General features: G+C 39.6%; 27 protein-coding genes. 14 read left to right on the top strand and 13 right to left on the bottom strand.

The annotated features are described in order from the left end of the window. The first annotated feature begins 11 nt into the window (after positions 1–11). Both AN214_RS05570 and AN214_RS05565 read left to right on the top strand, forming a co-directional pair. A complete protein-coding gene (locus tag AN214_RS05570) occupies positions 12–731 on the top strand; it encodes a tetratricopeptide repeat protein (protein WP_054978794.1) in 720 nt (239 codons plus the stop codon). Positions 732–780: 49 nt separating this feature from the next. Beyond that, on the top strand, positions 781–1,254 hold the full coding sequence (locus tag AN214_RS05565; protein WP_054978793.1) for an FKBP-type peptidyl-prolyl cis-trans isomerase: 474 nt from the start codon (positions 781–783) through the stop codon (positions 1,252–1,254). A gap of 29 nt (positions 1,255–1,283) precedes the next feature. Here the strand turns inward: AN214_RS05565 and AN214_RS05560 are convergent, their stop codons facing one another. The 5 genes from AN214_RS05560 to AN214_RS05540 all read right to left on the bottom strand — a co-directional run bounded on the left by AN214_RS05560 (position 1,284) and on the right by AN214_RS05540 (position 4,716). Beyond that, on the bottom strand, positions 1,284–2,240 hold the full coding sequence (locus AN214_RS05560; RefSeq protein WP_152960713.1) for a hypothetical protein: 957 nt from the start codon (positions 2,238–2,240) through the stop codon (positions 1,284–1,286). Positions 2,241–2,260: 20 nt separating this feature from the next. Further along, positions 2,261–2,521: a CBU_0592 family membrane protein gene (locus tag AN214_RS05555; protein ID WP_054978850.1), complete on the bottom strand. Its 261-nt coding sequence runs from the start codon at positions 2,519–2,521 to the stop codon at positions 2,261–2,263. 167 nt (positions 2,522–2,688) lie between these two features. Then, complete coding sequence (locus AN214_RS05550) at positions 2,689–2,940, bottom strand: hypothetical protein (protein ID WP_054978791.1); 252 nt, start codon at positions 2,938–2,940, stop codon at positions 2,689–2,691. Further along, positions 2,933–3,469 carry a response regulator transcription factor gene (locus tag AN214_RS05545; protein ID WP_054978790.1) on the bottom strand — a complete coding sequence of 179 codons (537 nt, stop codon included), beginning with the start codon at positions 3,467–3,469 and terminating at the stop codon, positions 2,933–2,935. Before AN214_RS05545 ends, AN214_RS05550 begins: the two co-directional genes overlap by 8 nt. After that, positions 3,466–4,716 carry a HAMP domain-containing sensor histidine kinase gene (locus tag AN214_RS05540; RefSeq protein ID WP_054978789.1) on the bottom strand — a complete coding sequence of 417 codons (1,251 nt, stop codon included), beginning with the start codon at positions 4,714–4,716 and terminating at the stop codon, positions 3,466–3,468. The genes AN214_RS05545 and AN214_RS05540 overlap by 4 nt, the downstream gene beginning before the upstream one ends. Positions 4,717–4,801: 85 nt before the next feature. Between AN214_RS05540 and AN214_RS05535 the strand changes: the two genes are divergently transcribed. The 4 genes from AN214_RS05535 (at position 4,802) to AN214_RS05520 (ending at position 7,286) form a co-directional block, all read left to right on the top strand. Then, the gene (locus AN214_RS05535) at positions 4,802–5,869 is read left to right on the top strand and encodes a ketoacyl-ACP synthase III (RefSeq protein WP_054978788.1); all 1,068 of its coding nucleotides are present in this window, start codon (positions 4,802–4,804) and stop codon (positions 5,867–5,869) included. 79 nt (positions 5,870–5,948) lie between these two features. After that, positions 5,949–6,320, top strand: coding sequence for a PilZ domain-containing protein (locus AN214_RS05530; RefSeq protein WP_054978787.1), 372 nt, complete (start codon positions 5,949–5,951; stop codon positions 6,318–6,320). Then, positions 6,317–6,982 (top strand): AAA family ATPase, encoded by a 666-nt coding sequence (locus AN214_RS05525; RefSeq protein ID WP_054978786.1) that lies wholly within the window; start codon positions 6,317–6,319, stop codon positions 6,980–6,982. Before AN214_RS05530 ends, AN214_RS05525 begins: the two co-directional genes overlap by 4 nt. After that, positions 6,969–7,286 carry a CopG family transcriptional regulator gene (locus AN214_RS05520; protein ID WP_054978785.1) on the top strand — a complete coding sequence of 106 codons (318 nt, stop codon included), beginning with the start codon at positions 6,969–6,971 and terminating at the stop codon, positions 7,284–7,286. The genes AN214_RS05525 and AN214_RS05520 overlap by 14 nt, the downstream gene beginning before the upstream one ends. Before the next feature lie 7 nt (positions 7,287–7,293). On the opposite strand, the gene AN214_RS05515 is transcribed toward AN214_RS05520, so the two are convergent. The 3 genes from AN214_RS05515 to AN214_RS05505 all read right to left on the bottom strand — a co-directional run bounded on the left by AN214_RS05515 (position 7,294) and on the right by AN214_RS05505 (position 10,198). After that, a complete protein-coding gene (locus tag AN214_RS05515; RefSeq protein ID WP_054978784.1) occupies positions 7,294–8,655 on the bottom strand; it encodes a M17 family metallopeptidase in 1,362 nt (453 codons plus the stop codon). Positions 8,656–8,784: 129 nt separating this feature from the next. Continuing rightward, positions 8,785–9,141 (bottom strand): hypothetical protein, encoded by a 357-nt coding sequence (locus AN214_RS05510; RefSeq protein ID WP_054978783.1) that lies wholly within the window; start codon positions 9,139–9,141, stop codon positions 8,785–8,787. Between the two features lie 160 nt (positions 9,142–9,301). After that, on the bottom strand, positions 9,302–10,198 hold the full coding sequence (locus tag AN214_RS05505) for an alpha/beta fold hydrolase (RefSeq protein WP_054978782.1): 897 nt from the start codon (positions 10,196–10,198) through the stop codon (positions 9,302–9,304). Between the two features lie 124 nt (positions 10,199–10,322). On the opposite strand from AN214_RS05505, the gene rlmF reads away from it, so the two are divergent. Then, positions 10,323–11,210 carry a 23S rRNA (adenine(1618)-N(6))-methyltransferase RlmF gene (rlmF, locus tag AN214_RS05500; RefSeq protein ID WP_054978781.1) on the top strand — a complete coding sequence of 296 codons (888 nt, stop codon included), beginning with the start codon at positions 10,323–10,325 and terminating at the stop codon, positions 11,208–11,210. Positions 11,211–11,286: 76 nt separating this feature from the next. On the opposite strand, the gene AN214_RS05495 is transcribed toward rlmF, so the two are convergent. From AN214_RS05495 to yeiP, 3 genes are all read right to left on the bottom strand, one after another. Beyond that, on the bottom strand, positions 11,287–11,883 hold the full coding sequence (locus AN214_RS05495) for a thymidine kinase (protein ID WP_010559099.1): 597 nt from the start codon (positions 11,881–11,883) through the stop codon (positions 11,287–11,289). A gap of 102 nt (positions 11,884–11,985) precedes the next feature. After that, complete coding sequence (locus tag AN214_RS05490) at positions 11,986–13,152, bottom strand: nucleotide sugar dehydrogenase (RefSeq protein ID WP_054978780.1); 1,167 nt, start codon at positions 13,150–13,152, stop codon at positions 11,986–11,988. 225 nt (positions 13,153–13,377) lie between these two features. Continuing rightward, positions 13,378–13,947 carry an elongation factor P-like protein YeiP gene (yeiP, locus tag AN214_RS05485; RefSeq protein WP_010559097.1) on the bottom strand — a complete coding sequence of 190 codons (570 nt, stop codon included), beginning with the start codon at positions 13,945–13,947 and terminating at the stop codon, positions 13,378–13,380. A gap of 161 nt (positions 13,948–14,108) precedes the next feature. Here yeiP and AN214_RS05480 point away from each other — a divergent pair, with 161 nt between their 5' ends. The 3 genes from AN214_RS05480 to AN214_RS05470 all read left to right on the top strand — a co-directional run bounded on the left by AN214_RS05480 (position 14,109) and on the right by AN214_RS05470 (position 16,736). Further along, the gene (locus AN214_RS05480; RefSeq protein WP_054978779.1) at positions 14,109–14,576 is read left to right on the top strand and encodes a GNAT family N-acetyltransferase; all 468 of its coding nucleotides are present in this window, start codon (positions 14,109–14,111) and stop codon (positions 14,574–14,576) included. Positions 14,577–14,651: 75 nt separating this feature from the next. Next, on the top strand, positions 14,652–15,752 hold the full coding sequence (locus AN214_RS05475) for a YdiY family protein (RefSeq protein ID WP_054978778.1): 1,101 nt from the start codon (positions 14,652–14,654) through the stop codon (positions 15,750–15,752). Between the two features lie 99 nt (positions 15,753–15,851). Then, on the top strand, positions 15,852–16,736 hold the full coding sequence (locus tag AN214_RS05470) for an SDR family oxidoreductase (RefSeq protein WP_054978777.1): 885 nt from the start codon (positions 15,852–15,854) through the stop codon (positions 16,734–16,736). Between the two features lie 294 nt (positions 16,737–17,030). Here AN214_RS05470 and AN214_RS05460 read toward each other — a convergent pair whose 3' ends face one another. Beyond that, positions 17,031–17,357: an NAD(P)H-dependent oxidoreductase gene (locus AN214_RS05460; protein WP_054978775.1), complete on the bottom strand. Its 327-nt coding sequence runs from the start codon at positions 17,355–17,357 to the stop codon at positions 17,031–17,033. A 109-nt stretch (positions 17,358–17,466) separates the two neighbouring features. Between AN214_RS05460 and AN214_RS05455 the strand changes: the two genes are divergently transcribed. The 3 genes from AN214_RS05455 (at position 17,467) to AN214_RS05445 (ending at position 18,868) form a co-directional block, all read left to right on the top strand. After that, positions 17,467–18,153: a tRNA (adenine(22)-N(1))-methyltransferase TrmK gene (locus AN214_RS05455; RefSeq protein WP_054978774.1), complete on the top strand. Its 687-nt coding sequence runs from the start codon at positions 17,467–17,469 to the stop codon at positions 18,151–18,153. Positions 18,154–18,233: 80 nt separating this feature from the next. Continuing rightward, positions 18,234–18,473, top strand: coding sequence for a DUF2960 family protein (locus tag AN214_RS05450; protein ID WP_054978849.1), 240 nt, complete (start codon positions 18,234–18,236; stop codon positions 18,471–18,473). A gap of 2 nt (positions 18,474–18,475) precedes the next feature. Continuing rightward, positions 18,476–18,868, top strand: coding sequence for an MAPEG family protein (locus AN214_RS05445; protein WP_054978773.1), 393 nt, complete (start codon positions 18,476–18,478; stop codon positions 18,866–18,868). Between the two features lie 121 nt (positions 18,869–18,989). Here AN214_RS05445 and AN214_RS05440 read toward each other — a convergent pair whose 3' ends face one another. Continuing rightward, positions 18,990–19,883, bottom strand: coding sequence for a tetratricopeptide repeat protein (locus AN214_RS05440; RefSeq protein WP_054978772.1), 894 nt, complete (start codon positions 19,881–19,883; stop codon positions 18,990–18,992). A 154-nt stretch (positions 19,884–20,037) separates the two neighbouring features. Between AN214_RS05440 and AN214_RS05435 the strand changes: the two genes are divergently transcribed. Continuing rightward, on the top strand, positions 20,038–20,391 hold the full coding sequence (locus AN214_RS05435; protein ID WP_054978771.1) for a RidA family protein: 354 nt from the start codon (positions 20,038–20,040) through the stop codon (positions 20,389–20,391). Positions 20,392–20,455 lie beyond the last annotated feature (64 nt).

Below are 20,455 nucleotides of genomic sequence, written 5' to 3'. Positions count from 1 at the left end.
GAAATCAAAAAATGAAACACATATTAAAAATAATCACGATCTGCCTCGCGTTTACAAGCTGTTTAGTTAAAGCCGATTTGCAACAGGCTATTGATGCAGCAAATGAAGGGGATTTTGAAACGGCACTATTTCATTTTAATTACTTAGTCGAAAATAATTATGGCCCTGCCATGTATCACTTAGGGCAAATGCACGAGTTTGGTTACGGCTTACCACGTAATCCAAAAAAAGCTGCAGAGTTATATGCTAAGGGCGTAAAACTTGGTGAAGCCGACGCGATGTTTGCACTTGCAACCTTATACCAAGACGGCAAAGGCGTTAAAAAAGATCTGCAAAAAGCCGTTTCTTTGTACGAGAGTTCAGCAAAAAAAGGGCTAGCCGCAGCGCAATTTAATTTAGGCGTCATGTATGCCAACGGCACCGGTGTTATCCAAGACTTTTATGCTGCGAAAGAGTGGTACACAAAAGCAGCCGCCCAAAACTATGCGGCGGCGCAATTTAATCTCGCACTACTTTATTTTGAAGGCCAAGGTGTGGATAAAAATATTGAAATGTCGTTCATTTGGAACACAGTCGCTGAATTTAATGGCCATAAAGATGCCAGCCACAGTCGTAAACTTGATGAGCGAAAAATGTCACCATCACAAGTAAAAGAAGCATCTGAAAAAGCGAATGAGCTGTATCAAAAAATCCTTGCAGGCAAATACTACGGTGACGACCGTCGTATCTAATTGCAATTTATCACAAGTACAGGCATGGTTCTTAATTTAAGGACCGCCTGTGCTTAACTTCATACTTTTCCTCATTATTTGTGCATTAATTGCACTTATTATTAAATCTTCAGTTCAAAATGCTAAACGCGCCACGATGAACATTGAGTCACAACACGCGTTTTTATCAGAAAACAAAAAACGTAGCGAAGTCATTGAAACTGCGTCAGGCCTGCAATATGAAGTGCTCACACCATGTGATTCAGGTGAACAGCCCACAATGCAATCAAAGGTGACTTGTCATTATCACGGTACATTACTTGATGGTACGGTATTCGATTCTTCGGTTGTACGTAACACCCCCCTATCTTTTAAACTAAACCAAGTGATCCCAGGTTGGACTGAAGTGCTACAACAAATGAAGTGTGGCGAAAAGGTAAAAGCCTTTATTCCTTATAACTTAGCGTATGGTAAACGCGCTGTTGGAAAAATTCCGCCAGCGTCATTATTAGTATTTGAAATTGAACTTATCGCGATAGACTAATAGGCGTATTTACACTGAGACTTAAAGCGCTACACGCCGTAATAGGCGATTAATCGAAGTGCAATCCCGGGTTCATCGTCAAAATCGTAGCGCTCTCTAAATTCAACAAATGGTTCCGCTTCAAAAAATAACCAATGCTCGAAAAAACGCGTTCGCCAGCGATAAGATGCATAATAGCTTCGCTCACCGCTGAAACTATCTTTTAGCCACACACCCGTTACACCCGCTTGGTCGTTGCTAAAAGTATGACTGTGGAATATACCTAGCGACACACGATTACTCGGTTCACTTTCAACATAACGAGTGTTAAATGCGACGTTTAAAGTCTGATCGCTTTCTATTTGCCTATCAAGTCGTGTATTAACACGCGCTCCCCACCCATCTTCAAGGTAGTATTCAATGCTTGGCGAAACGGTAAAGTGCCATTTTTCAATTTTTTGCTGATATTTAAGGCGGCTTTGTGCATAAAGATTTGAGCGGCTAACACCGATTCTATGCTCAATGTTTAACCGCTTTTTTTGCAACATATACCAGTTTAATGCTGCGTTGACATGGTTATCTTGATCTTGACCTGAGGTACTTTGAAAAGGCAGTCGGTCTTCTTCTGCTTCGTCATTATCGATAATAACGCTTAGCTTGTTTTCTAAATTAGGTAAATCGAGTGACACTTTAAATTGATTATCAGAGTCCGATAAGTCTCTTGCTCTTGGCGCAAAACCTAGTGAAACATAGCCCTTAGCTGTGGCACGTGTTTTTTCACTTCCTTCACTTACCAATAATTGATCAAGCCACTGCGCCGAATTTTGCATATGGGTATTAAGCTGGCTTTGTAAAAACGTTGCGCTATCCGTAACCGTTTTTTTAACTTCCAATGTTAATGGTGGTTTTGCTGACTTTTCTGAGGAGTTAGAGATACTCGCTTGAGACAGGAAAGGGACTACTAATAACGTCAGAATAGATAATCGACTACAAGAATTTAATAACACTCCCTCTCCTTATTGGGACGTTAGCTTATCGCCTCTTTTGGTGCCTTAAAGTACTTATAAAGACCAATTAGTGACGCTGCTATCCAAAACAATTCAATTACAAAACTTGCTAAATTAAAATTATAACAGAGGCTTATAAGTAATAAAATTGCACCAGATAGATTCATCATGTTGTAACCGATACCCGTTGGTTTTACTTTCTCTAACTGTAATAAAAAGAACGCACCGACGACAAGAAACGTACCGGTCATACCGATAATATCAAAAATTATTGAGATCAATTGAAAACTCCAAGCTTTAGCGCCCAAATTTGCTGGCCCTTTCCGTGGGGAGGGCGATTTTCATCCATGAAACAGCTTGTAGTTGAGGCAAATCCTCAAACCGAATAATTTTATCTTACCGGTGAGCCGTTACCATGACATATGTCCCCTATTAATGCTTATCTACATCAATCTATTCTGGCCTTACCACCAATGATTTTATACGCAGCTGCCCCGCGGATAATTTGCTCACGGGCAAACATTTGATGACAGTTTGGGCAGTGGCATGCATTTTCACAGTAATCTACTGCTACTCGCTCTTTAAAACACTTAACTAACGCGCCTTTACCATTTTTGTGATATTTAAATAGCTTAGCGCCACAACCAGCACACACTATTTTAACTACGCGCTCAGGTAACTTTTTGTTCGGTTTAGCCATAATGTTCTGTTTTAGTCAGTTGTGGTTTTTTTTGCAGTTTACGCTGTAAGGTTCTGCGGTGCATACCGAGTTGTCGTGCTGTTTCAGATACGTTTCCATTATTGGTTTTTAAGACCTGATTAATGTGTTCCCATTCTAATTGCTCGCTCGAAATGGGTGTTTCATCAAAGGCTATTTCGGCTTTTTCACCTGTTAAAGCAGCAACAACGGATTTAGTATCAGCAGGTTTTGCTAAATAATCATTAGCGCCTAGTCGTATCGCTTCTACCGCAGTTGCAATGCTGGCAAAGCCAGTTAGCAATACAATTTTACAGTTAGGTAACAACGCCCTCAGCGGTTTAATTAATGGCAGACTAATTTGCGCGCCAAGTTTCATATCAAGCAGGATGTATTCTGGCAAGTACTGTCTTGCCTTAATCAACACCTCGTCAGCATAAGTGACGTGCTCTACACTAAATCCGTGTTTAGTCATACGCCTGGCAAGTGTTTGACCGTATGCATTATCGTCTTCAACGATTAGTAATTTCATAGTAATGGCAACCTTACACTTACTTTTGCGCCAACATCTTGATTATTTGCAATAATCAATTTACCGCCCAATTTGTTTACAGTGGTATTAGATAAAAAGAGCGCTATGCCCATGCCTTTTTGACTTTTGATTGTTTCGTGTCCTAATGAATCAAGTAGATCTAAATCAAAGCCAGCGCCTGCGTCTTCAATGTCTATATTCAATTGACCGTCTATTTCATCGACATTGATTTCGATTTGATTACTTTGATTTTGTCTATTCGCATCGACAGCGTTTTGCACTAAGTTGATCAGTGCTGAAAGTAACAAACTATCCGAGCTGATTTTACTTGACGTTGAGGCTAAATTCGTTAACACAATTCGCTGCTCTGGAAAGTGCAATAAACACGCATCATAAAACTCACTAATCACCGTATTAACACATTTTTCGTTAATTTTGTTTTCTTTAATTTGGCTTGCGTAATCACGAAAATAAGCCAATTGTTCAGTGCATTGAGTCAGTGGCTGCGCCATTTCATTTATAAGTGAATTGTTTTCACCGATTTCATCGAGTAAATCTTCATAAATCATTTGTAGGTTGGCAATGGGTGTTGCCAAATGGTGTGTAACTTGTGCAGCAGCCGTACCCAGAGCCATTAATTGTTCACTACGTAACGTTTCTTCGCGCTGAATTGCCATCTGGCGCTCTTTATTGGCATTGGCTTTCACCAAGGCACTAATTGTGGTGGTAACAACCAGCGCTGATAACACAAAATTAATCCACATTCCTAGAAAATGCTCTTGCATATCCATATGATGCATCGCGTGTTTTGGCATATTAAACACTAATAATGTATAAAAGCTGACAGCGGTAAGCGAGCACACAGCAAGCCAACGAAGCGGCAAACACACAGCTGCGATGATAAGCGGAAGTAACAATAACGAAACAAACGCGTTGGTCGCCCCGCCACTATAAAGTAATAGCAAACTCAAAAACGAAATATCAGCCAATATTTGCAATGCCAACGCAAAATTGGTCGCATTAAGACGCGAAAAATAAACAATACTTGCTAAATGGAACAAGGTTTCAAACGCAATAACGAGAAGTAGCACACCCACGTAATCATTTTTGCTAACAGAAAAATGCAGCACAATAACGCTAATAAGCTGAATAGCAATAGACACCGTTCGTAAGAATAACAATCGGCTGATCGGTTTTCGATAAGCTAAGGCCGGTTCAGCACTAAGAAATTTAGCAAGCAAAGTCATAACTAACTCGTTTAAACAAAGACAAAACGCACTGTATCTGGTATAACCAGTTCAACACACTAAGAAATCACAATAAGGGTTGCTAATGAAGTATGCCAAAATTACTGGTTGGGGAAAATGCATTCCGCCAGTAAAACTGACAAATGATGATCTAAGCCAAATTATGGACACCAACGATGAATGGATCACCACACGTACAGGAATTAAGGAAAGGCGCATCTCCCATCAAAGTACCGCAGAACTTGCGACTATCGCAGCAAAAAATGCGCTGGATTGTGCTGGCATACAAAACGCAGACGAAATAGATTTAGTACTTTTAGCAACCTGCTCTCCGTCTACCATGGTTGCAAACACGGCATCAGAAGTTCAAAAAAACCTTAATGCAACGGGTGCCGCTGCGTGTGATGTAAATGCGGCATGCTCAGGCTTTTTGTACGCATTACAAAACGCAACCGCACAAATTCAATCAGGCATGATTAAAAAAGCGGTTGTCATAGGCGCTGAACGTATGACTTGGTATGTTAATTGGCAACGTCGCGATAGCGGTGTACTTTTTGGTGATGGCGCCGGTGCTGTGGTGCTTGAGGCAAGCGATGATAAAACAGGCCTTCTTGGCACTAAGACAGGTTGCGACAGCGAAGATAGAGAAATTCTACACATTACAAATTCAGGTACCAACACCGATAAGTATCAGCCAGTTGGCCCGTCTGATCTATTATTCGAAGGTCGCGAAATATTTAAGCGAGCGGTAAAAGGTATGACGACTGCAGTTGATGATGTATTAACGCAAGTTGGTAGCGAGATTTCTGACATTGATGTACTTATTCCACACCAAGCAAACCTACGCATCATTCAAGCGATTCAATCTAAAGTGAATTTACCCGATGACGCAGTAATGGTGAACATTGATAAATACGGCAATACCTCAGCCGCGACAATTCCTATTGCGATTTGTGAAGCAGTTGAAAATGGCCTGATTAAAGAAAACAGCCGCGTAATTTCTGCTGCGTTTGGTGCGGGCCTAACATGGGCTGCAAGTTTTATTCAATGGGGTGAGCGCGTTACGCCAATTATTCCAGCAAGTCATACGTTAACACCTTGCGATAAAAGCGGCATAGAAATAATCGCCAATGCGGTAAAACACTGTCAATAGCCTTTCTTTAAGCCCGTGTTTATACGGGCTTTTTTATTTGCAAAATTCCCTTTTAACACTACGCTTTAAAGAGTGATATATGCGCCATACCAAGGGTAATGGAGTGCAATTTAGCGATTGTTTAAAGGGTATTACTATGCATGAGCAAACTTCCAATATTGAAAAAAGACGCTCATTACGGCTCGACATGGAAAAAGAACTCATTGGATTAGAGTGGCAGTGTGAAGATGGTAAAATAATAAAACGCCAAGCAATGTGCATTGATGTTTCGAACGGTGGATTAAAAGTGAATATCGACCGACCTATAATTACAAATCAACCCGTTAAGGTAACGTTTCGCGACAAGTTAGGTGCCTCAAACCAATTTTATGCAAGGGTATTGCGAGAGACTGAAGTTCACGATTGGTATGATGTGGCCATGTTATTTGTCGAACAAGGAGAGGATAAATGATTATTCTTGTTGGCGGTGAAAAAGGCGGTAGCGGTAAAAGCTGTCTTGCTCAAAATGTTGCCGTATACCTTACCCTGCAAAATTATACCGTTTTGATTGTAGATTGTGACCCTCAGCGAACCTCATCAGATTGGATCCAAGCTCGTAATACCAATCCTCATTTGCCACTGATTAATTGCGTGCAACTGTACGGTAAAATACGTAATGATCTTCTTAGTCTTGAAAACCATTATGATTATGTTATCGTCGATTGTGGTGGGCAAGATAACTTAGCACTTCGCGCTGCGATGTCGGTAGCTGATCACACACTCATTCCACTCAGGCCAAAACGCAGGGATTTAAAAACAGTTCCCCATATGGAAGATATACTTACAACGTGCAAAATGGTTAACCCAAAACTTAACGCAGCGTTTGTTATTACTCAGTGCCCTTCGTTGCCTAATCAAGCCTCACGTATTTTAGAAGCGAAAGAAGTGTGTGCGTCATATGGTATACCAGTACTTAATTCAATAACCCACAGTAGAAACATCTACGATGACAGTGAAGAAAACGGTAAATCAGTGATTGAAATTGAACCTGATGGTAAAGCTGCGCTTGAAATTAAAGCCATTGTTGATGAGTTATTAACGATGGAAGTGGTTCACGGCCATGAGTTTAATTGATTTAAAAAAAGGAAATGGCAACAACCGAAAGAAGAAAATTTCGGTTGATGAGTTTATTGAGCAAGCAAACCTGTATGCACAAGGTAAAGATGCAACCCTTGATAAATCACGACACATAAAAAAAGGGCGAAAGTACAAAAATGCTACTTTCACCCTTTCTCCTGATAACATTAAACAACTCGATACGCTGTCAAAGCAATCAGGGTTATCTAAATCTTATATTCTGCGCTTATTAATTGCAGAACTTGCCGAAGGTGATGATCTAACGATTGATTCACTGTTAGATCATATCAACGCCAAGTGATCTCGGTTTAGCTGTACTTATTTTGTAAATACTTTAGAATCGCGCGTACACCAAATGCCTCGCCACCAACAGGTCGACCCGGTAACTTACGGATATTCCACGCCATTACATCAAAATGTACCCATGAAATATCTTGTTCGACAAATTCCTGTAAATAAAGTGCAGCGGTGATCGCACCACCAAATGGCCCTGACGCGCAGTTTGTCATATCTGCAACCGTGCTGTTTAACAAATCTTTATAGGCTTTATGTAATGGTAAATGCCATACTGGATCTTGTACGTCGTCTGCAGCTAATCCTAGCCCCTCAACAAGTGATTTATCATCACTGAAAAAGCCCGGTAATTCTGTACCTAGCGCAATACGGCACGCACCAGTAAGCGTTGCAAAATCAATGAGTGTATCTGGCTTTTCTGTTACCGCTTCTGCGAGTGCGTCACATAACACTAAGCGCCCTTCTGCATCGGTATTGTCAATTTCAACGGTAATACCTTTACGTGTTTTAATAACATCACCAGGGCGTAATGCATTATCTGATACCGCATTTTCAACCGCAGGGATCATTACACGTAAATTAATTGGTAAGTTAAACGCCATAATCATATGCGCTAAACCAAGAACGTGTGCAGCGCCACCCATGTCTTTTTTCATTAAACGCATGCCTGATGCCGGTTTTAAATCTAACCCGCCTGAATCGAAACACACGCCTTTACCCACTAAAGTTACTTTCGGCGCATTTTTATCACCCCAACGTAAATCAAGTAAGCGTGGTTTGTTTGCACTTGCTCGGCCTACAGCGTGGATTGTTGGGTAATTTTGCTCTAATAGTTCATCACCAACGATTTGAGAAAACTCGCCGGAAAATTCATCAGCCATATCAGACATTATTTCTGCAAGGTGTTGTGGCATCATGTCGCCTGCAGGCATGTTCACGAGATCGCGAACAATTGAAACACCTTTTACATACGTAGTAACTTCATCAAACAAGACTTTATCAGCAATTGCGAGTTTTACGCTTACTGGTTTAGATTCTTTGTACGGTGTGAAGTCATACGCACCTAACGCAAAGCTGGTTGCTACTAACTTGTTTGTGTTTGCGTCATTATTAAGTAAATAGGTACCGGCTGGTAACTGCGAAGCGAGGTCGCCACATGACCAAAGTTCGTTAGTATCGTTACAAAAGAACACGGCTTCGCTTAATGTGCCACTTTCAAAATTTGGCACTAACAACAAACCACACCCTTCAAAGCTGAGTGATTTAAGCCAGTTTTTAGTTACGTCAGATTGTTTTTCTTGCCACGCGTCAAATTCTGCACTTGATTTAATGCTAAGCGGGATCCCTTCAGATTTATTAACAAGGGCTTGAGTCATAATTTGGCCTTTATAATTTGCACACTTTGGTTATAGCATAACAAACTATGGTTCGCGTTGTCTTACATTAACGATAGAATTTAATAGGACAGCGCCTGTTATTTCAGCACAATATAGGCGATTTTAAAATTATTTATTATCAGTTTTGTTAAAAGCACTGGGCAATACTTCAACACCAACAAGTTTTCCGAGTTTTACAATTAATGGAATGGTAATAGGCGCAAACGGTAAAATTGCAAAAATACCTAAACCAACGCCTTTAAGTACATCAAGAAACTGTTGATTTGCTTGCTTTAGTTCTGCTTTATTTGCTTTGCCTTGGGTGTAGTTTCGGTAGGTGATCAGCATATCGATGGTTTCTTGCTTTTCTTGTGCAAGCGCATGCTTAACTTGCAACATCTGACGGCGCACTTTTAAGCGACTTCGTTGCTGTTTGATTTTAAGCACCCGAACTGGGGCTTTATGGAAATATTTCATCGTACGCATAATTACATTTTCGCACAACAATCAGAAAAGGTATAAGCGAAATCTGTAAAAAGTTGTTTGTATTGAAAAATCAGGAATAAGCGGAACGCACCTTAAGAACGGCGAGTAGACTGCTTTAGTCGCCTCACCGTTTTTGACTGCTACGATGCGTTTGTTAGGCTTATTTAAATCGATTAAACCAATTTAATGTATCTAAGTAAGTTTCTTTTTTAGCAAACGGCGACGTTAGAATATTTATGTGGTCATAATCAATTTTATGGTTGTAGCGTTTACCATACATCTTAAGTACTTGTTCACCGCTTCCACTCTCTTTGATAAACGCCTCTATATCTATTTTTTGTGCGAGCGCTTTGTCATTTACTGCACCAATATGTAAAACAGGCGGAAGCGCTATGTCTTCAAGTGCATTCCCGTAATCGAACTGATCAAATGGACATACCCAAGGATTTTTCTTAACCCATTCAACCCCTTCTTTATGTGACAAACGAGTTTCATCATCCGAGCCAAACTTAAAGCGTTTTGCAGGTAGATAGCCATATCTTTTAATTAGCAAAGGAGAAATTAAGTACCACACTAAATTCGCTTGAATATATTTTGATGGGTGACGGTTATATATGGTTCGTTTGGAAGCAAAATAAACACACGCTTTTAAATCATCTAGGTAAGTTGGGAAACGTGCCAGAACAGAGTTAAGTAATACCCCACCCCATGAATGTGCACAAAAATAAGCAATAGCCTGTTTAGAATAGTCTTTAATGTACTCCAACATCGCTGGGATTTCTTCAACAATAGAATCCCTTTGCCCTGTGCTGCTATGTTTGGAGATTTTTGGTTCACTTAACCCGCGGCCACGCAAGTCTGCAACAAAACAATTAAAACCAGCGTCTGCTAAGAACGGCGCTAATCCTTTGTTTGATTGGGTATAAAAAATGCGACCATTTTCAACAGCACCATGCATAAAAAAGACAATAGGGCCGTTTTGGTCTTTATAAATTTGACGCAAATGGACTTTGTCACCATTTTTCAAAGGAACGAAATGTGAGGCTTGTGTAATCATAAGTATTGCCTTTAATCTGGTCGTACTAGAACGACACTAAAAACAAATATGAATAAATACAAGCGTTCAAAGGCTAGCATGTTAAAATCAGCGTTATGTAACACTTTTGAATTGCCCCATAACGATGGAAAAAAAACATCATCCGCGAAATATCCACCTCAATGGTTATAATTTAGCGAAGCTAGCGAAATTTAGCCCGACACTTACGCCTTACTTAATCAAAAATGAATTTGGTAACACGACGATTGATTTTTGCGATTCAAAAGCGGTAAAGGCACTTAACCAGGCGCTTTTAGTTGTAGATTACCAGTTACTTGTATGGGATATTCCAGATACAAACTTATGCCCTGCCGTACCTGGCCGTGCTGATTTAATTCACACGCTGGCAGATTTACTCGCCGAACAAAATAACGGTGATGTACCAACTGGGAAAAATACGCACTTACTCGATATTGGTACGGGCGCATCACTTATCTACCCTATTTTAGCCAACAAGATTTATGGTTGGAAAGCGGTAGCGACCGATATCGATTTAAACTCCATTAAACAAGCTAAGAACTTAGCGCAGTTTAATAAACTGCCCGTTAAATTACGCCAGCAAAAATCAACTGACAACATATTCCACGGTGTGATTAACGCAAACGACTTTTTTGATATCACCTGCTGCAACCCACCATTTCATAGTTCATTAGATAACGCTGAAAAAGCTAACCAAAGAAAGTGGAAAAACCTCTCACACGAGAACAAAGGGTTTAATTTCTCGGGTCAAAAAGCTGAATTGTGGTGTGAAGGCGGCGAAATAGCGTTTCTTACCACAATGATTAATCAAAGCGTTGACTATCAAGACCAAGTAGGTTGGTTTACATCGCTTGTATCAAAAAAAGAGAACTTGCCAAAGCTTAAATCGCAATTATCTCGCTTTACTAATTCAGAGGTTAAAGTAATGCCATTAGCCCACGGCCAAAAAGTAATGCATGTATTGTGTTGGCGTTTTAACAACTCACCTACCTAACCGTATTGGGGTAAAACAAAAAAGGCTTGCGATACATTCACAAGCCTTTTGGTTTAATAAATTAAGATAGTTAATGCTAGTTCGGGATTGCTACTTGATTTTCAAGCCCTTCAAAATAGTGCTTTCTGCACACAGACACATATCGGTCGTTACCACCAATTTCAACCTGCTCACCTTGGGTGATCGGTACACCCTGTTCATTGGTACGAAGCACCATATTGGCTTTTCGCCCACAATGACACACGGTTTTTAATTCAATTAACTTATCTGCCCAAGCCAGTAAATACTGGGCTCCAACAAATAATTCGCCGAGAAAGTCGGTGCGTAATCCATAACACAAGACTGGAATATTTAGCCTATCAACAACAATACACAGTTCTTCTACTTGTTTTTTAGTTAAAAACTGGGCCTCATCAATAAGTACACAATCAACCTTTTTAACAGCATGCTGCGTGGCAATTTCGTCGGATAAATTAGATTCAGGCGAAAACAAAGATGCATCTGCAGCTAAGCCAATACGTGAACTTACTTTCCCTTCACCATAGCGTGTATCAATTGCTGCGGTGTAAATTAATGGCTCCATTCCACGTTCTTTGTAGTTAAAAGCAGATTGTAATAACGTGGTTGATTTACCTGCGTTCATTGCAGAGTAATAAAAGTACAGCTGAGCCATGAATTATCCGAGAGAGCAAAAACGCTAATGCTATCTGAACTAGCATTATTTCGCTAGTTCAAAATCATAAATGACTGCTTTTAAAGAGTGACTATTTAAAGCTTAATCGCTACCGAAGAGGTCCCGTGTATAGACTTTGTCAGCAACATCCTTCAAACATGGCTCCATTCTATTTGATACGATTACATCCGATATTTTTTTAAACTCTTCCAGGTCTTTAATGACACGTGAGTTAAAAAAGGATTCTTCTTGCATCACAGGTTCATACACCACCACTTCGATTCCTTTGGCTTTAATGCGTTTCATAATGCCTTGTACCGAAGACGCCCTGAAATTATCGGAACCGCTTTTCATAATCAAACGATGTATACCGACTACTTTTGGTTGCTTGTTAATAATTGAAAATGCGATGTGGTCTTTTCGTACAGTGTTAGATTCAACGATTGAATTAATCAGTGTGTTTGGTACATCTTCAAAATTTGCGCGAAGCTGCTTGGTGTCCTTTGGTAAACAATAACCGCCATAACCAAACGATGGGTTGTTATAATGGTTGCCTATTCGAGGGTCTAAACTTACGCCTTCAATAATTTCCCTCGTATCTAATCCGTGACTTTCAGCGTAAGTATCAAGTTCATTAAAATAAGACACACGCATTGCTAAGTAAGTGTTAGAGAATAGCTTAACTGCCTCTGCTTCTGTAGAACCCGTTAAAAGAATATTTATGTCCTCTTTCAACGCGCCCTGCGCCAATAATTCAGCGAATTTTTGTGCCCGTTCTGATTTTTCACCAACAATAATGCGTGACGGGTGTAAATTATCAAATAATGCTTTACCTTCACGTAAGAATTCAGGCGAAAATATAATATTGCTAGTACATAACTTTTGCTTAATACGTTTAGTAAAACCAACCGGCACAGTTGACTTTATTACCATTATTGCTGAAGGATTAACTTTGTTAACTTCATGAATAACCGCCTCTACAGACGACGTATTAAATTTGTTTGTAACCTCATCATAATCCGTAGGTGTAGCGATAATAACGTAATCTGCATTTTTAAACGCCTTGTTACTGTCGCTTGTCGCAACTAAATCTAATTTTTTATTTGCAAGGAAATGCTCTATTTCAGGATCTGCAATGGGAGATTGCTTTTGATTGACCAGGTCAACTTTCGTATCGATAATATCATAAGCGATTACTGAGTTATGTTGTGCTAATAAAACCGCGTTTGATAGTCCAACGTAGCCAGTACCTGCGATCGTAATATTCATTGTTATCCTTTAATGCCCAATTCGTGTCGTTTCCACTGTAGTAAAGATCAAGACGTGTATTGCGCGTAAAATTTATTACCCTAATTTTAATTACGAAATGTCAATCACGCAAACACGTTTCGATTAAAATACAATAAGATAGTTAACGTATTATGTTGCCTCACCACCAAATAAACAAAAAAGGCTTAACAATCTTGCTAAGCCTTTTTTAATAAACAAACCGAATTATTCAGCGCGGCCCATAAATTTTTGCTCAGAGGTGTTAATTTTTACTTTATCACCCGCTGAAATATGCTCTGGCACTTGAATAATTAAACCCGTTGTCATTGTTGCAGGTTTTGTACGAGCACTTGCTGAAGCACCTTTAATAGAAGGGGATGTATCTTCAATTACCAGCTCTACACTTGACGGTAAATCAATCGATACCGGGCTACCTTCAACCACTACGACCAATAAACCTTTGGTATTTTCATCGATAAACAAAAGTTGTTCTGCAATTGACTCTTTGTTTAAGTTGTATGGCGTGTAATCTTCTTCATCCATAAACACGTATTCGTCACCATCAACGTACGAAAATACCGCTGGGCGACGATTTAAATCAGCAAAGTTTAACATTTCATCTGCTTTAAATGTTTCATCAACTTTACCGCCATTTACAACATCGTACATACGCATACGGTATAAACTGCCGCCTGCGCGCCCCTGAGGTACTGAACGTTCAATGTCACGTACAATCATCACTCGACCGTTATAATCAATGGCTGCATGCTTTTTAATTTCACTTGCTTTAGGCATTTCTAATTCTCATTGTGTCAATTTATGCAGACCCTACAAAAATATGGTCTGTTAGTAAATACATAATGATGAAAATCAAACTTGTATTTTTTGTTAACTTGATTTTTAATTATTTGCCCCAACGTATCTAAAGCACAATAATAAAGTTGTTAGAGGACACTATGCAGTTAGTTTCGTTAGATGCCAACGACCAACATGTAATTAGTCTATTTGCTGAAATAGACCGCCTTATGAATTCACTCTACCCAATTGCAAGTGACCAATCTTTAGATTTATCTGAATTAAACCAACCCAATGTACACGCGATTGGTTTGTTAACAGACGAAGGTATTATCGCCTGCGGTGCGATTGTAAAGAAGTTTGAATCAAGCCTGTATGGCGAAATTAAGCGTGTTTATGTTAAACCAACGCACCGTGGTAAAGGCTTATCTCGTCGCATTATGCAAAACTTAATGTACTGGGCCGGCCAAGCGCAGATCCCATTACTACGTTTGGAAACGGGTAGTAAACAAACAGAATCAATCAACCTATATGAAAGCCTTGGTTTTGAACGTTGCGAATGTTTCGGTCGTTATCGTGATAACCCGCTCAGTGTTTTTATGGAATTACCGTTATCAACGGCGAGCTAACTACAAGTTGATTATTGGCCACAGACACAATAAGAAAACACTCAGAATATGGAAGATATTTAACAGGACGTTTTTATGAAAACTATTTCGTTTTTATTATTAGCCACATCGCTGTTGTGCCCATATGTCTCTGCCGCAAGCGCAAGCCCTCTTTGGAGACCCGCTAACAGCGACTTTAAGCAACAATATGATTGGCTCAAAACCACCTCAGGCGAGTGGATAAAAGGCGACTTAATTACCTTATATGACGAAGACATCGAATTTGATTCAGATGAATTCGGCATACAAACAATCGATATCGATGATGTTGCTGAGCTTTATACCAAAGGCAATCAAAGTATTCGTTTGAGCGATGGCACGGTGTTAACTGGCAGGCTTGTAATTCAAGACAAACAGCTAACGCTAACCAATGGTCAGAAAAAGCAACAAATTGCAGTAAATAATCTTTTATCAATCGCTTCTGCAGATGGTAATGAGCTTGATTATTGGGACGGCGAGATTAACTTTGGCACTAATTTTCGCCGAGGTAATTCTGAACAATCTGACTACACGTTAAGCGGTGAAGCTCAAAGACGTACCGCTACAACGCGTTTATCTGGCGAGTTTGTTAGTAATTTTAGCGAAAGAGTAAGTCAAGATACCGGTAAAAAAGAACAGACCACCAACGACCAAAGACTCTCAAGTAGTTTCGATTGGTTCTTCTCTCCCAAAACCTTCATTCGCGTCGCCGATTATGAATATTTCGCTGATGAACTTGGCAACATAGACAATCGTCATACATTAGGTTTCGGTGTAGGTTATGAGGTACTTGATATTGGTAATTTTGTTTGGGAAATCAGTGCAGGCCCCAGCTATCAATCAACTAATTACATTACAGTTGAAGCTGGTGAAGACGATACAGAAACATCTGGTGTATTAAACTTAGGTACCGCCATTCAGTGGGATATAACCAAAGACATTGAGTTTGACGCCGACTACCAAGTAAAAGTTGTAAGTGAAGAGGCTGGTGAATATATTCATCGCCTTAAAGCTGGCTTTGAGGTAGACCTAATTGGCGACTTTGATTTAGACCTCACATTCTATTTAGACCGTATTGAAAACCCTAAACCGACCGACACATCAACCCCAGATAAAAACGACTATCGATTTGTTGTTAGCCTAGGGTACGAGTTTTAGTCAGCGCTTAACAAATTGATACATTAAGCTTTACTTAATAAATGGGGTTAAGCCGCGCTTTTTTTTACACTAGTTGCCCCAAAAAATGTTAGGAAAATCATGAAAAAAGTTTTGATAACAGGTGCAACAGGCCTACTTGGCAGAGCACTGATGCGTATATTTAATGACAACGGCTTTAATGTAATCGGCGCAGGATTCAGTCGTGCACAAAGCCCAATCGTTAAGTTAGATTTAACGCAGCATATGGCAGTAACGAAATTTCTTGATGAAACTAAACCCGATATTATTATTCACGCGGCGGCTGAGCGAAAACCAGATGTATGCGAAAACAACCACGCTCATACCAAAGCCCTCAACCTTTCAGTAACTGAGCATTTATCTAAAGAAGCTACTCGTATTAACGCACAATTCTTTTTTATCAGTACTGACTACGTATTTGACGGAAAAGCGCCGCCATATAGCGAAACTGATACGCTAAACCCGCTTAATTTTTATGGTGAAACTAAAGCACAGGGGGAACAAATAGTTTTAAACACGTGTAAAACACATACCGTTATTCGTGTGCCAGTGCTTTATGGGCAAGTTGAAACCTTGAGCGAGTCGGCAATTACGGTTATTGCACAGCAAGTTAAACAACAATCAAATAATTCGCACGACAATTGGGCTATTCGTTATCCCACCCATGTTGACGACATTGCCTTAACGCTTGTTGATTTATGCAAAATCACTAACACAGATAACGGTGGCATATTCCACGTTTCGGATAATCAAGCATACACCAAGTATCAGATAGCATGTATTGCAGCAACGCAACTTGAAATCGATGAAGCAACACTTTCGCCAATAAACGAACCAAGTCAAGTTGCAAGCAGACCACATAACTGTGCCCTGCAAGATAGTCGACTAAAACAACTCAATATCTGTCATGGCCGGTCATTTGAACAAGCCTTTATTGCGTGTATACAACCCTTAGTAACTCATTGACCAAATGGGTGTTTAATCGAAAGCTTAGTGAGCTCGTGTCGAATTGGGGCGAGCTGTGTTGCATAGATTACTAGCGCGTGTAAGCCAACTTCTAGACGGGAAAATAGGTTTTTTTGCCTATTGCAAAGCGCGTTATCTTTTTCAGCAAAACTCATAATAAAATCATCTACATTGTTAATAATCACGTGAAATGGTAACCAAACCAAGTGTGAATTTTTAGCACTATAGCCTTTTAATAAACTAACTGGATTGTGTCCACCGCCTGACGTTGATATTCCAATGGCTAACGCAGGCTTATGACCGAGCGGAAAGCCAGATGCAGAGCCATAAGCACTGAGCAGTAAAAAAATTATGTAGCACCGGCGGCAACATACCGTCCCACTCCGGTGCTACAATCACAATGCCATCACTTGAATATAATTTTTCAAGAAGTAGCGCTTTTTGCTTATTAAGTACTCCATCATTATGCGTTTCGTAATGATGTAGTAGTTGCGTCATTTCGCTTAAATCTACTAAATTAAATTCAATGTCTAATCGTGCAAAGTGTTCGCTTATCTTGGTTGCTAACTGCAAACTATTTGAATGTGGTCGACCGCTTCTACTGACAATCACTATTTTCATATTCACGCAAACGCAAAATGAATAAAACATACACACTAGATTGGGATTTATAAATGATAACTTGTTAAAATGCAGCTGTTTAAGTTTATTATTTTCGCCTATTATCGTTATGCCATTATCTTACCGCCTGCAATCCATCGCCAATAAAATCAAAAATCCGTATCACCATATTTGGGATACATGTTGTGATCACGGCTACTTAGGCATGGCTTTACTCTCAAGTAATCCATCTAGCACCATACACTTTGTTGATATTTCAGCGCACATTATGAAAGGCGTGAAAAATGGGCTCAGTACGCAGGCTGACTCTCAGCAGTTGCCTTATAAAAATTGGCACTGCCATACAATGAGTGTTAACGATCTCCCACTTGATCAATACCCAGGTCGTCACCTAATAATTATTGCGGGAGTGGGCGGTGATTTAGCGGCGGAGTTTATTCAACAATTAACGGCGCGCTTTAGTAATGTAGCGCTCGAATTTATCATTTGCCCAGTGCATCATACGTTTACACTTCGTCAGCAATTAATTGCATTAAACTACACATTAATAGATGAATCGCTTATTTCTGAAAACAAACGGTTTTACGAAATTCTGCACGTAACACGCAATAAAAACCAAGGTATAGCAATATCGCCTATTGGCGACAAACTATGGCATAGCACTAAACAATGCGAAAAATCGCAGTACCTCAATCGCTTAATCACACACTATCAAAAGGTAAGCCGAAATAGTTCAGACGCACTGCGCGCATTATATGCGTACCAAGCATTAGCAAATAAACTTAAATGCAATTAATCGATTAAATTAGCGCGTACGTATATCAACCCGTTTACCTGTTAAGTACAATGCAGGTAAATTTTATCCTTAGGTTTAACATGGCTAAGAAAATTCAATACACATATAACCAGCAGCAAAAGTTAATTAACTTCGCACAAGACAAATATAATTCTATGTTTGAGGCAATCGCCGCGGCAGAAGGGTTCGATATTGCGGAGTATTCCAAAATGGAGCATCAAGTAACTTTGTACGCAAAAGACAAAGCGGCAATTCGTAACTTTAGAGATGAATACTTTAGAAAGCTGGGTGTCACTAACATCACATTTATTAAAGAGTAATTATGAATACACTCATCGTTTGCGCCATTATTGCCGCCTTACTTCCCTATTTAGCAAAAGCACCTGTCGCAATTGCAATGAACAAGCTCGATGGCTATGACAATCGCCATCCACGCGCACAACAAAGTAAGCTTACAGGATTTGGTGCACGCGCATTAGCGGCACATCAAAACAGCTTTGAGTCATTACTTATTTTTACTATTGCATTAGTTGTTGTTTTTGCCTCTAACACCATCACGGCTACAACCGAAACGCTGGCAATTATTTATTTAATTGCGCGGGTTTTATACTGTGTGTGTTACTACGTAAATTGGCATGTGTTACGTTCAAGCGTATGGCTTATTGGCCTAGTTTGCCCAATTGCAATGATGATAGCGAGTATTCAACCAAGCTAACAAGGTGAGATAAAGTACGCTCAGGTTTTTAAGTAGTTTTATCGGCTAACGCGATATCAGAGTAAAATTTCCCAAACTGATATCGCGTAATGTCGCGTAACTAAGCGAATGCTATTTGCGATTATTCACCCAGTTTTACACCGGCATCGTCCAACAATTTTAAGAATGCTGGTAACACTTGTAAGTTTTCAAACGCAACTTCGTTTACTAGCTCGTTCTTTAAATTCGGCGATAGCTTAAGCGCCATATGCAAATCATCCATTGAATCACTTAAACGATTTTCTTGTGCATAGGCACACGCACGCTGCCAATAGGCGTAACCATAATCTTCTTCTTCTTCAATTGCTTGATTACAAAGAGCAATCGCTTTAACTGTTTTACCTTGCTCCAATAATGCATCAGCTTTATAGGTAATCGCTTCTACATCATCAGGTTTACGCTTTAAAATTTCATCGTAAATTTCAATTTTCGAATTAACATCGCTTTCTAATGCTGCACGCATCCATAGCGAATGTACTTCGTTGGTAATGGTAATTTTCCGATGGTTATTAATAATCTCTTCTGAGCGCTCTTTTAATTCACTTTCGAGTACACCTAAACGGCTTTCATACTCATCGGTAATACTTTTAACCCGTTCATTAACAATGCTTTCTACTTTATTTTTTACGTCGCGCAACGAGTTCCAACCAACCAAAATCAAAATTGTCGCGGTTGCAGTAATAATAAACATCACATTGTTTATGGTGTCATTGGTATAATCAAGCGCTCTGTCTGCTGCACTTAATTCCGTATGGGTAATTTGTTTTGTTGTGTCTTCACGCAGCTTTTGCTGGTCTTGTCGTAACGATTTCAGCTCGTCTAATACGTAACGCTCCAAAAGCGGGCGATACAGCGGTTCGTTGAGCTCTTTTATTGCCTTTTCTTGCTGTTGCTCTGTCATTGGTTTTGATTCATTTGCAAACGCCCCAAAGCACAAAATTGTAAAAATGAACAGTAAGATAAATTTTAATTTCATTAAGTTAGCCTTATTAATTTGAGCCACTAATATATAACAATTCAGTTATAAGCTACACCCATGTTTTATAACTTTCATTGTGTTTTCAATACTAATTACTTGTTTGTTTTGCTACAGTTTTGCCAATTTACATCACCAAGGTTTAGGAACCCATATGACCATTCAACGCATGCAAACAAAACAGCGCATGAGCCGCATCGTAATTCACAATAAAACAGTCTATTTATGTGGTCAGGTATGCGCAGATGCCACTAAAGATATTAAAGAACAAACGCAAACCATGCTCGATAAAGTGGATGAATTACTTATTGAATCAGGTAGCAGTCGCGAACATATGTTAAGTGCAACTGTTTACATTAAAGACATGCAGTATTTCAAAGAAATGAACGAAGTATGGGATGCATGGGTGCCAGAAGGTCATGCACCTGCAAGAGCTTGCGTTGAAGCAGCAATGGCGCGCCCTGAGTTATTAGTGGAAGTATCTGTTATCGCGGCGCAAAAAGACTAATTTAACTAAATTCCACTTATTAATAACCACAGCCACAAGGTTGTGGCTATTCATTTTTTATTAC

The organism is Pseudoalteromonas sp. P1-9, from assembly GCF_001399975.1.
GTDB lineage: Bacteria > Pseudomonadota > Gammaproteobacteria > Enterobacterales > Alteromonadaceae > Pseudoalteromonas.
This window is presented reverse-complemented; position numbering and strand designations above follow the sequence as displayed.

Excerpts from the sequence above, each read along its gene's own strand:
- AN214_RS05570 (WP_054978794.1), top strand. The coding sequence starts at position 12 with ATGAAACACATATTAAAAATAATCACGATCTGCCTCGCGTTTACAAGC.
- AN214_RS05550 (WP_054978791.1), bottom strand. The coding sequence starts at position 2,940 with ATGGCTAAACCGAACAAAAAGTTACCTGAGCGCGTAGTTAAAATAGTG.
- AN214_RS05545 (WP_054978790.1), bottom strand. The coding sequence starts at position 3,469 with ATGAAATTACTAATCGTTGAAGACGATAATGCATACGGTCAAACACTT.
- AN214_RS05540 (WP_054978789.1), bottom strand. The coding sequence starts at position 4,716 with ATGACTTTGCTTGCTAAATTTCTTAGTGCTGAACCGGCCTTAGCTTAT.
- AN214_RS05535 (WP_054978788.1), top strand. The coding sequence starts at position 4,802 with ATGAAGTATGCCAAAATTACTGGTTGGGGAAAATGCATTCCGCCAGTA.
- AN214_RS05530 (WP_054978787.1), top strand. The coding sequence starts at position 5,949 with ATGCGCCATACCAAGGGTAATGGAGTGCAATTTAGCGATTGTTTAAAG.
- AN214_RS05525 (WP_054978786.1), top strand. The coding sequence starts at position 6,317 with ATGATTATTCTTGTTGGCGGTGAAAAAGGCGGTAGCGGTAAAAGCTGT.
- AN214_RS05520 (WP_054978785.1), top strand. The coding sequence starts at position 6,969 with ATGAGTTTAATTGATTTAAAAAAAGGAAATGGCAACAACCGAAAGAAG.
- AN214_RS05515 (WP_054978784.1), bottom strand. The coding sequence starts at position 8,655 with ATGACTCAAGCCCTTGTTAATAAATCTGAAGGGATCCCGCTTAGCATT.
- AN214_RS05510 (WP_054978783.1), bottom strand. The coding sequence starts at position 9,141 with ATGCGTACGATGAAATATTTCCATAAAGCCCCAGTTCGGGTGCTTAAA.
- AN214_RS05505 (WP_054978782.1), bottom strand. The coding sequence starts at position 10,198 with ATGATTACACAAGCCTCACATTTCGTTCCTTTGAAAAATGGTGACAAA.
- rlmF (WP_054978781.1), top strand. The coding sequence starts at position 10,323 with ATGGAAAAAAAACATCATCCGCGAAATATCCACCTCAATGGTTATAAT.
- AN214_RS05495 (WP_010559099.1), bottom strand. The coding sequence starts at position 11,883 with ATGGCTCAGCTGTACTTTTATTACTCTGCAATGAACGCAGGTAAATCA.
- AN214_RS05490 (WP_054978780.1), bottom strand. The coding sequence starts at position 13,152 with ATGAATATTACGATCGCAGGTACTGGCTACGTTGGACTATCAAACGCG.
- yeiP (WP_010559097.1), bottom strand. The coding sequence starts at position 13,947 with ATGCCTAAAGCAAGTGAAATTAAAAAGCATGCAGCCATTGATTATAAC.
- AN214_RS05480 (WP_054978779.1), top strand. The coding sequence starts at position 14,109 with ATGCAGTTAGTTTCGTTAGATGCCAACGACCAACATGTAATTAGTCTA.
- AN214_RS05475 (WP_054978778.1), top strand. The coding sequence starts at position 14,652 with ATGAAAACTATTTCGTTTTTATTATTAGCCACATCGCTGTTGTGCCCA.
- AN214_RS05470 (WP_054978777.1), top strand. The coding sequence starts at position 15,852 with ATGAAAAAAGTTTTGATAACAGGTGCAACAGGCCTACTTGGCAGAGCA.
- AN214_RS05460 (WP_054978775.1), bottom strand. The coding sequence starts at position 17,357 with ATGAAAATAGTGATTGTCAGTAGAAGCGGTCGACCACATTCAAATAGT.
- AN214_RS05455 (WP_054978774.1), top strand. The coding sequence starts at position 17,467 with ATGCCATTATCTTACCGCCTGCAATCCATCGCCAATAAAATCAAAAAT.
- AN214_RS05450 (WP_054978849.1), top strand. The coding sequence starts at position 18,234 with ATGGCTAAGAAAATTCAATACACATATAACCAGCAGCAAAAGTTAATT.
- AN214_RS05445 (WP_054978773.1), top strand. The coding sequence starts at position 18,476 with ATGAATACACTCATCGTTTGCGCCATTATTGCCGCCTTACTTCCCTAT.
- AN214_RS05440 (WP_054978772.1), bottom strand. The coding sequence starts at position 19,883 with ATGAAATTAAAATTTATCTTACTGTTCATTTTTACAATTTTGTGCTTT.
- AN214_RS05435 (WP_054978771.1), top strand. The coding sequence starts at position 20,038 with ATGACCATTCAACGCATGCAAACAAAACAGCGCATGAGCCGCATCGTA.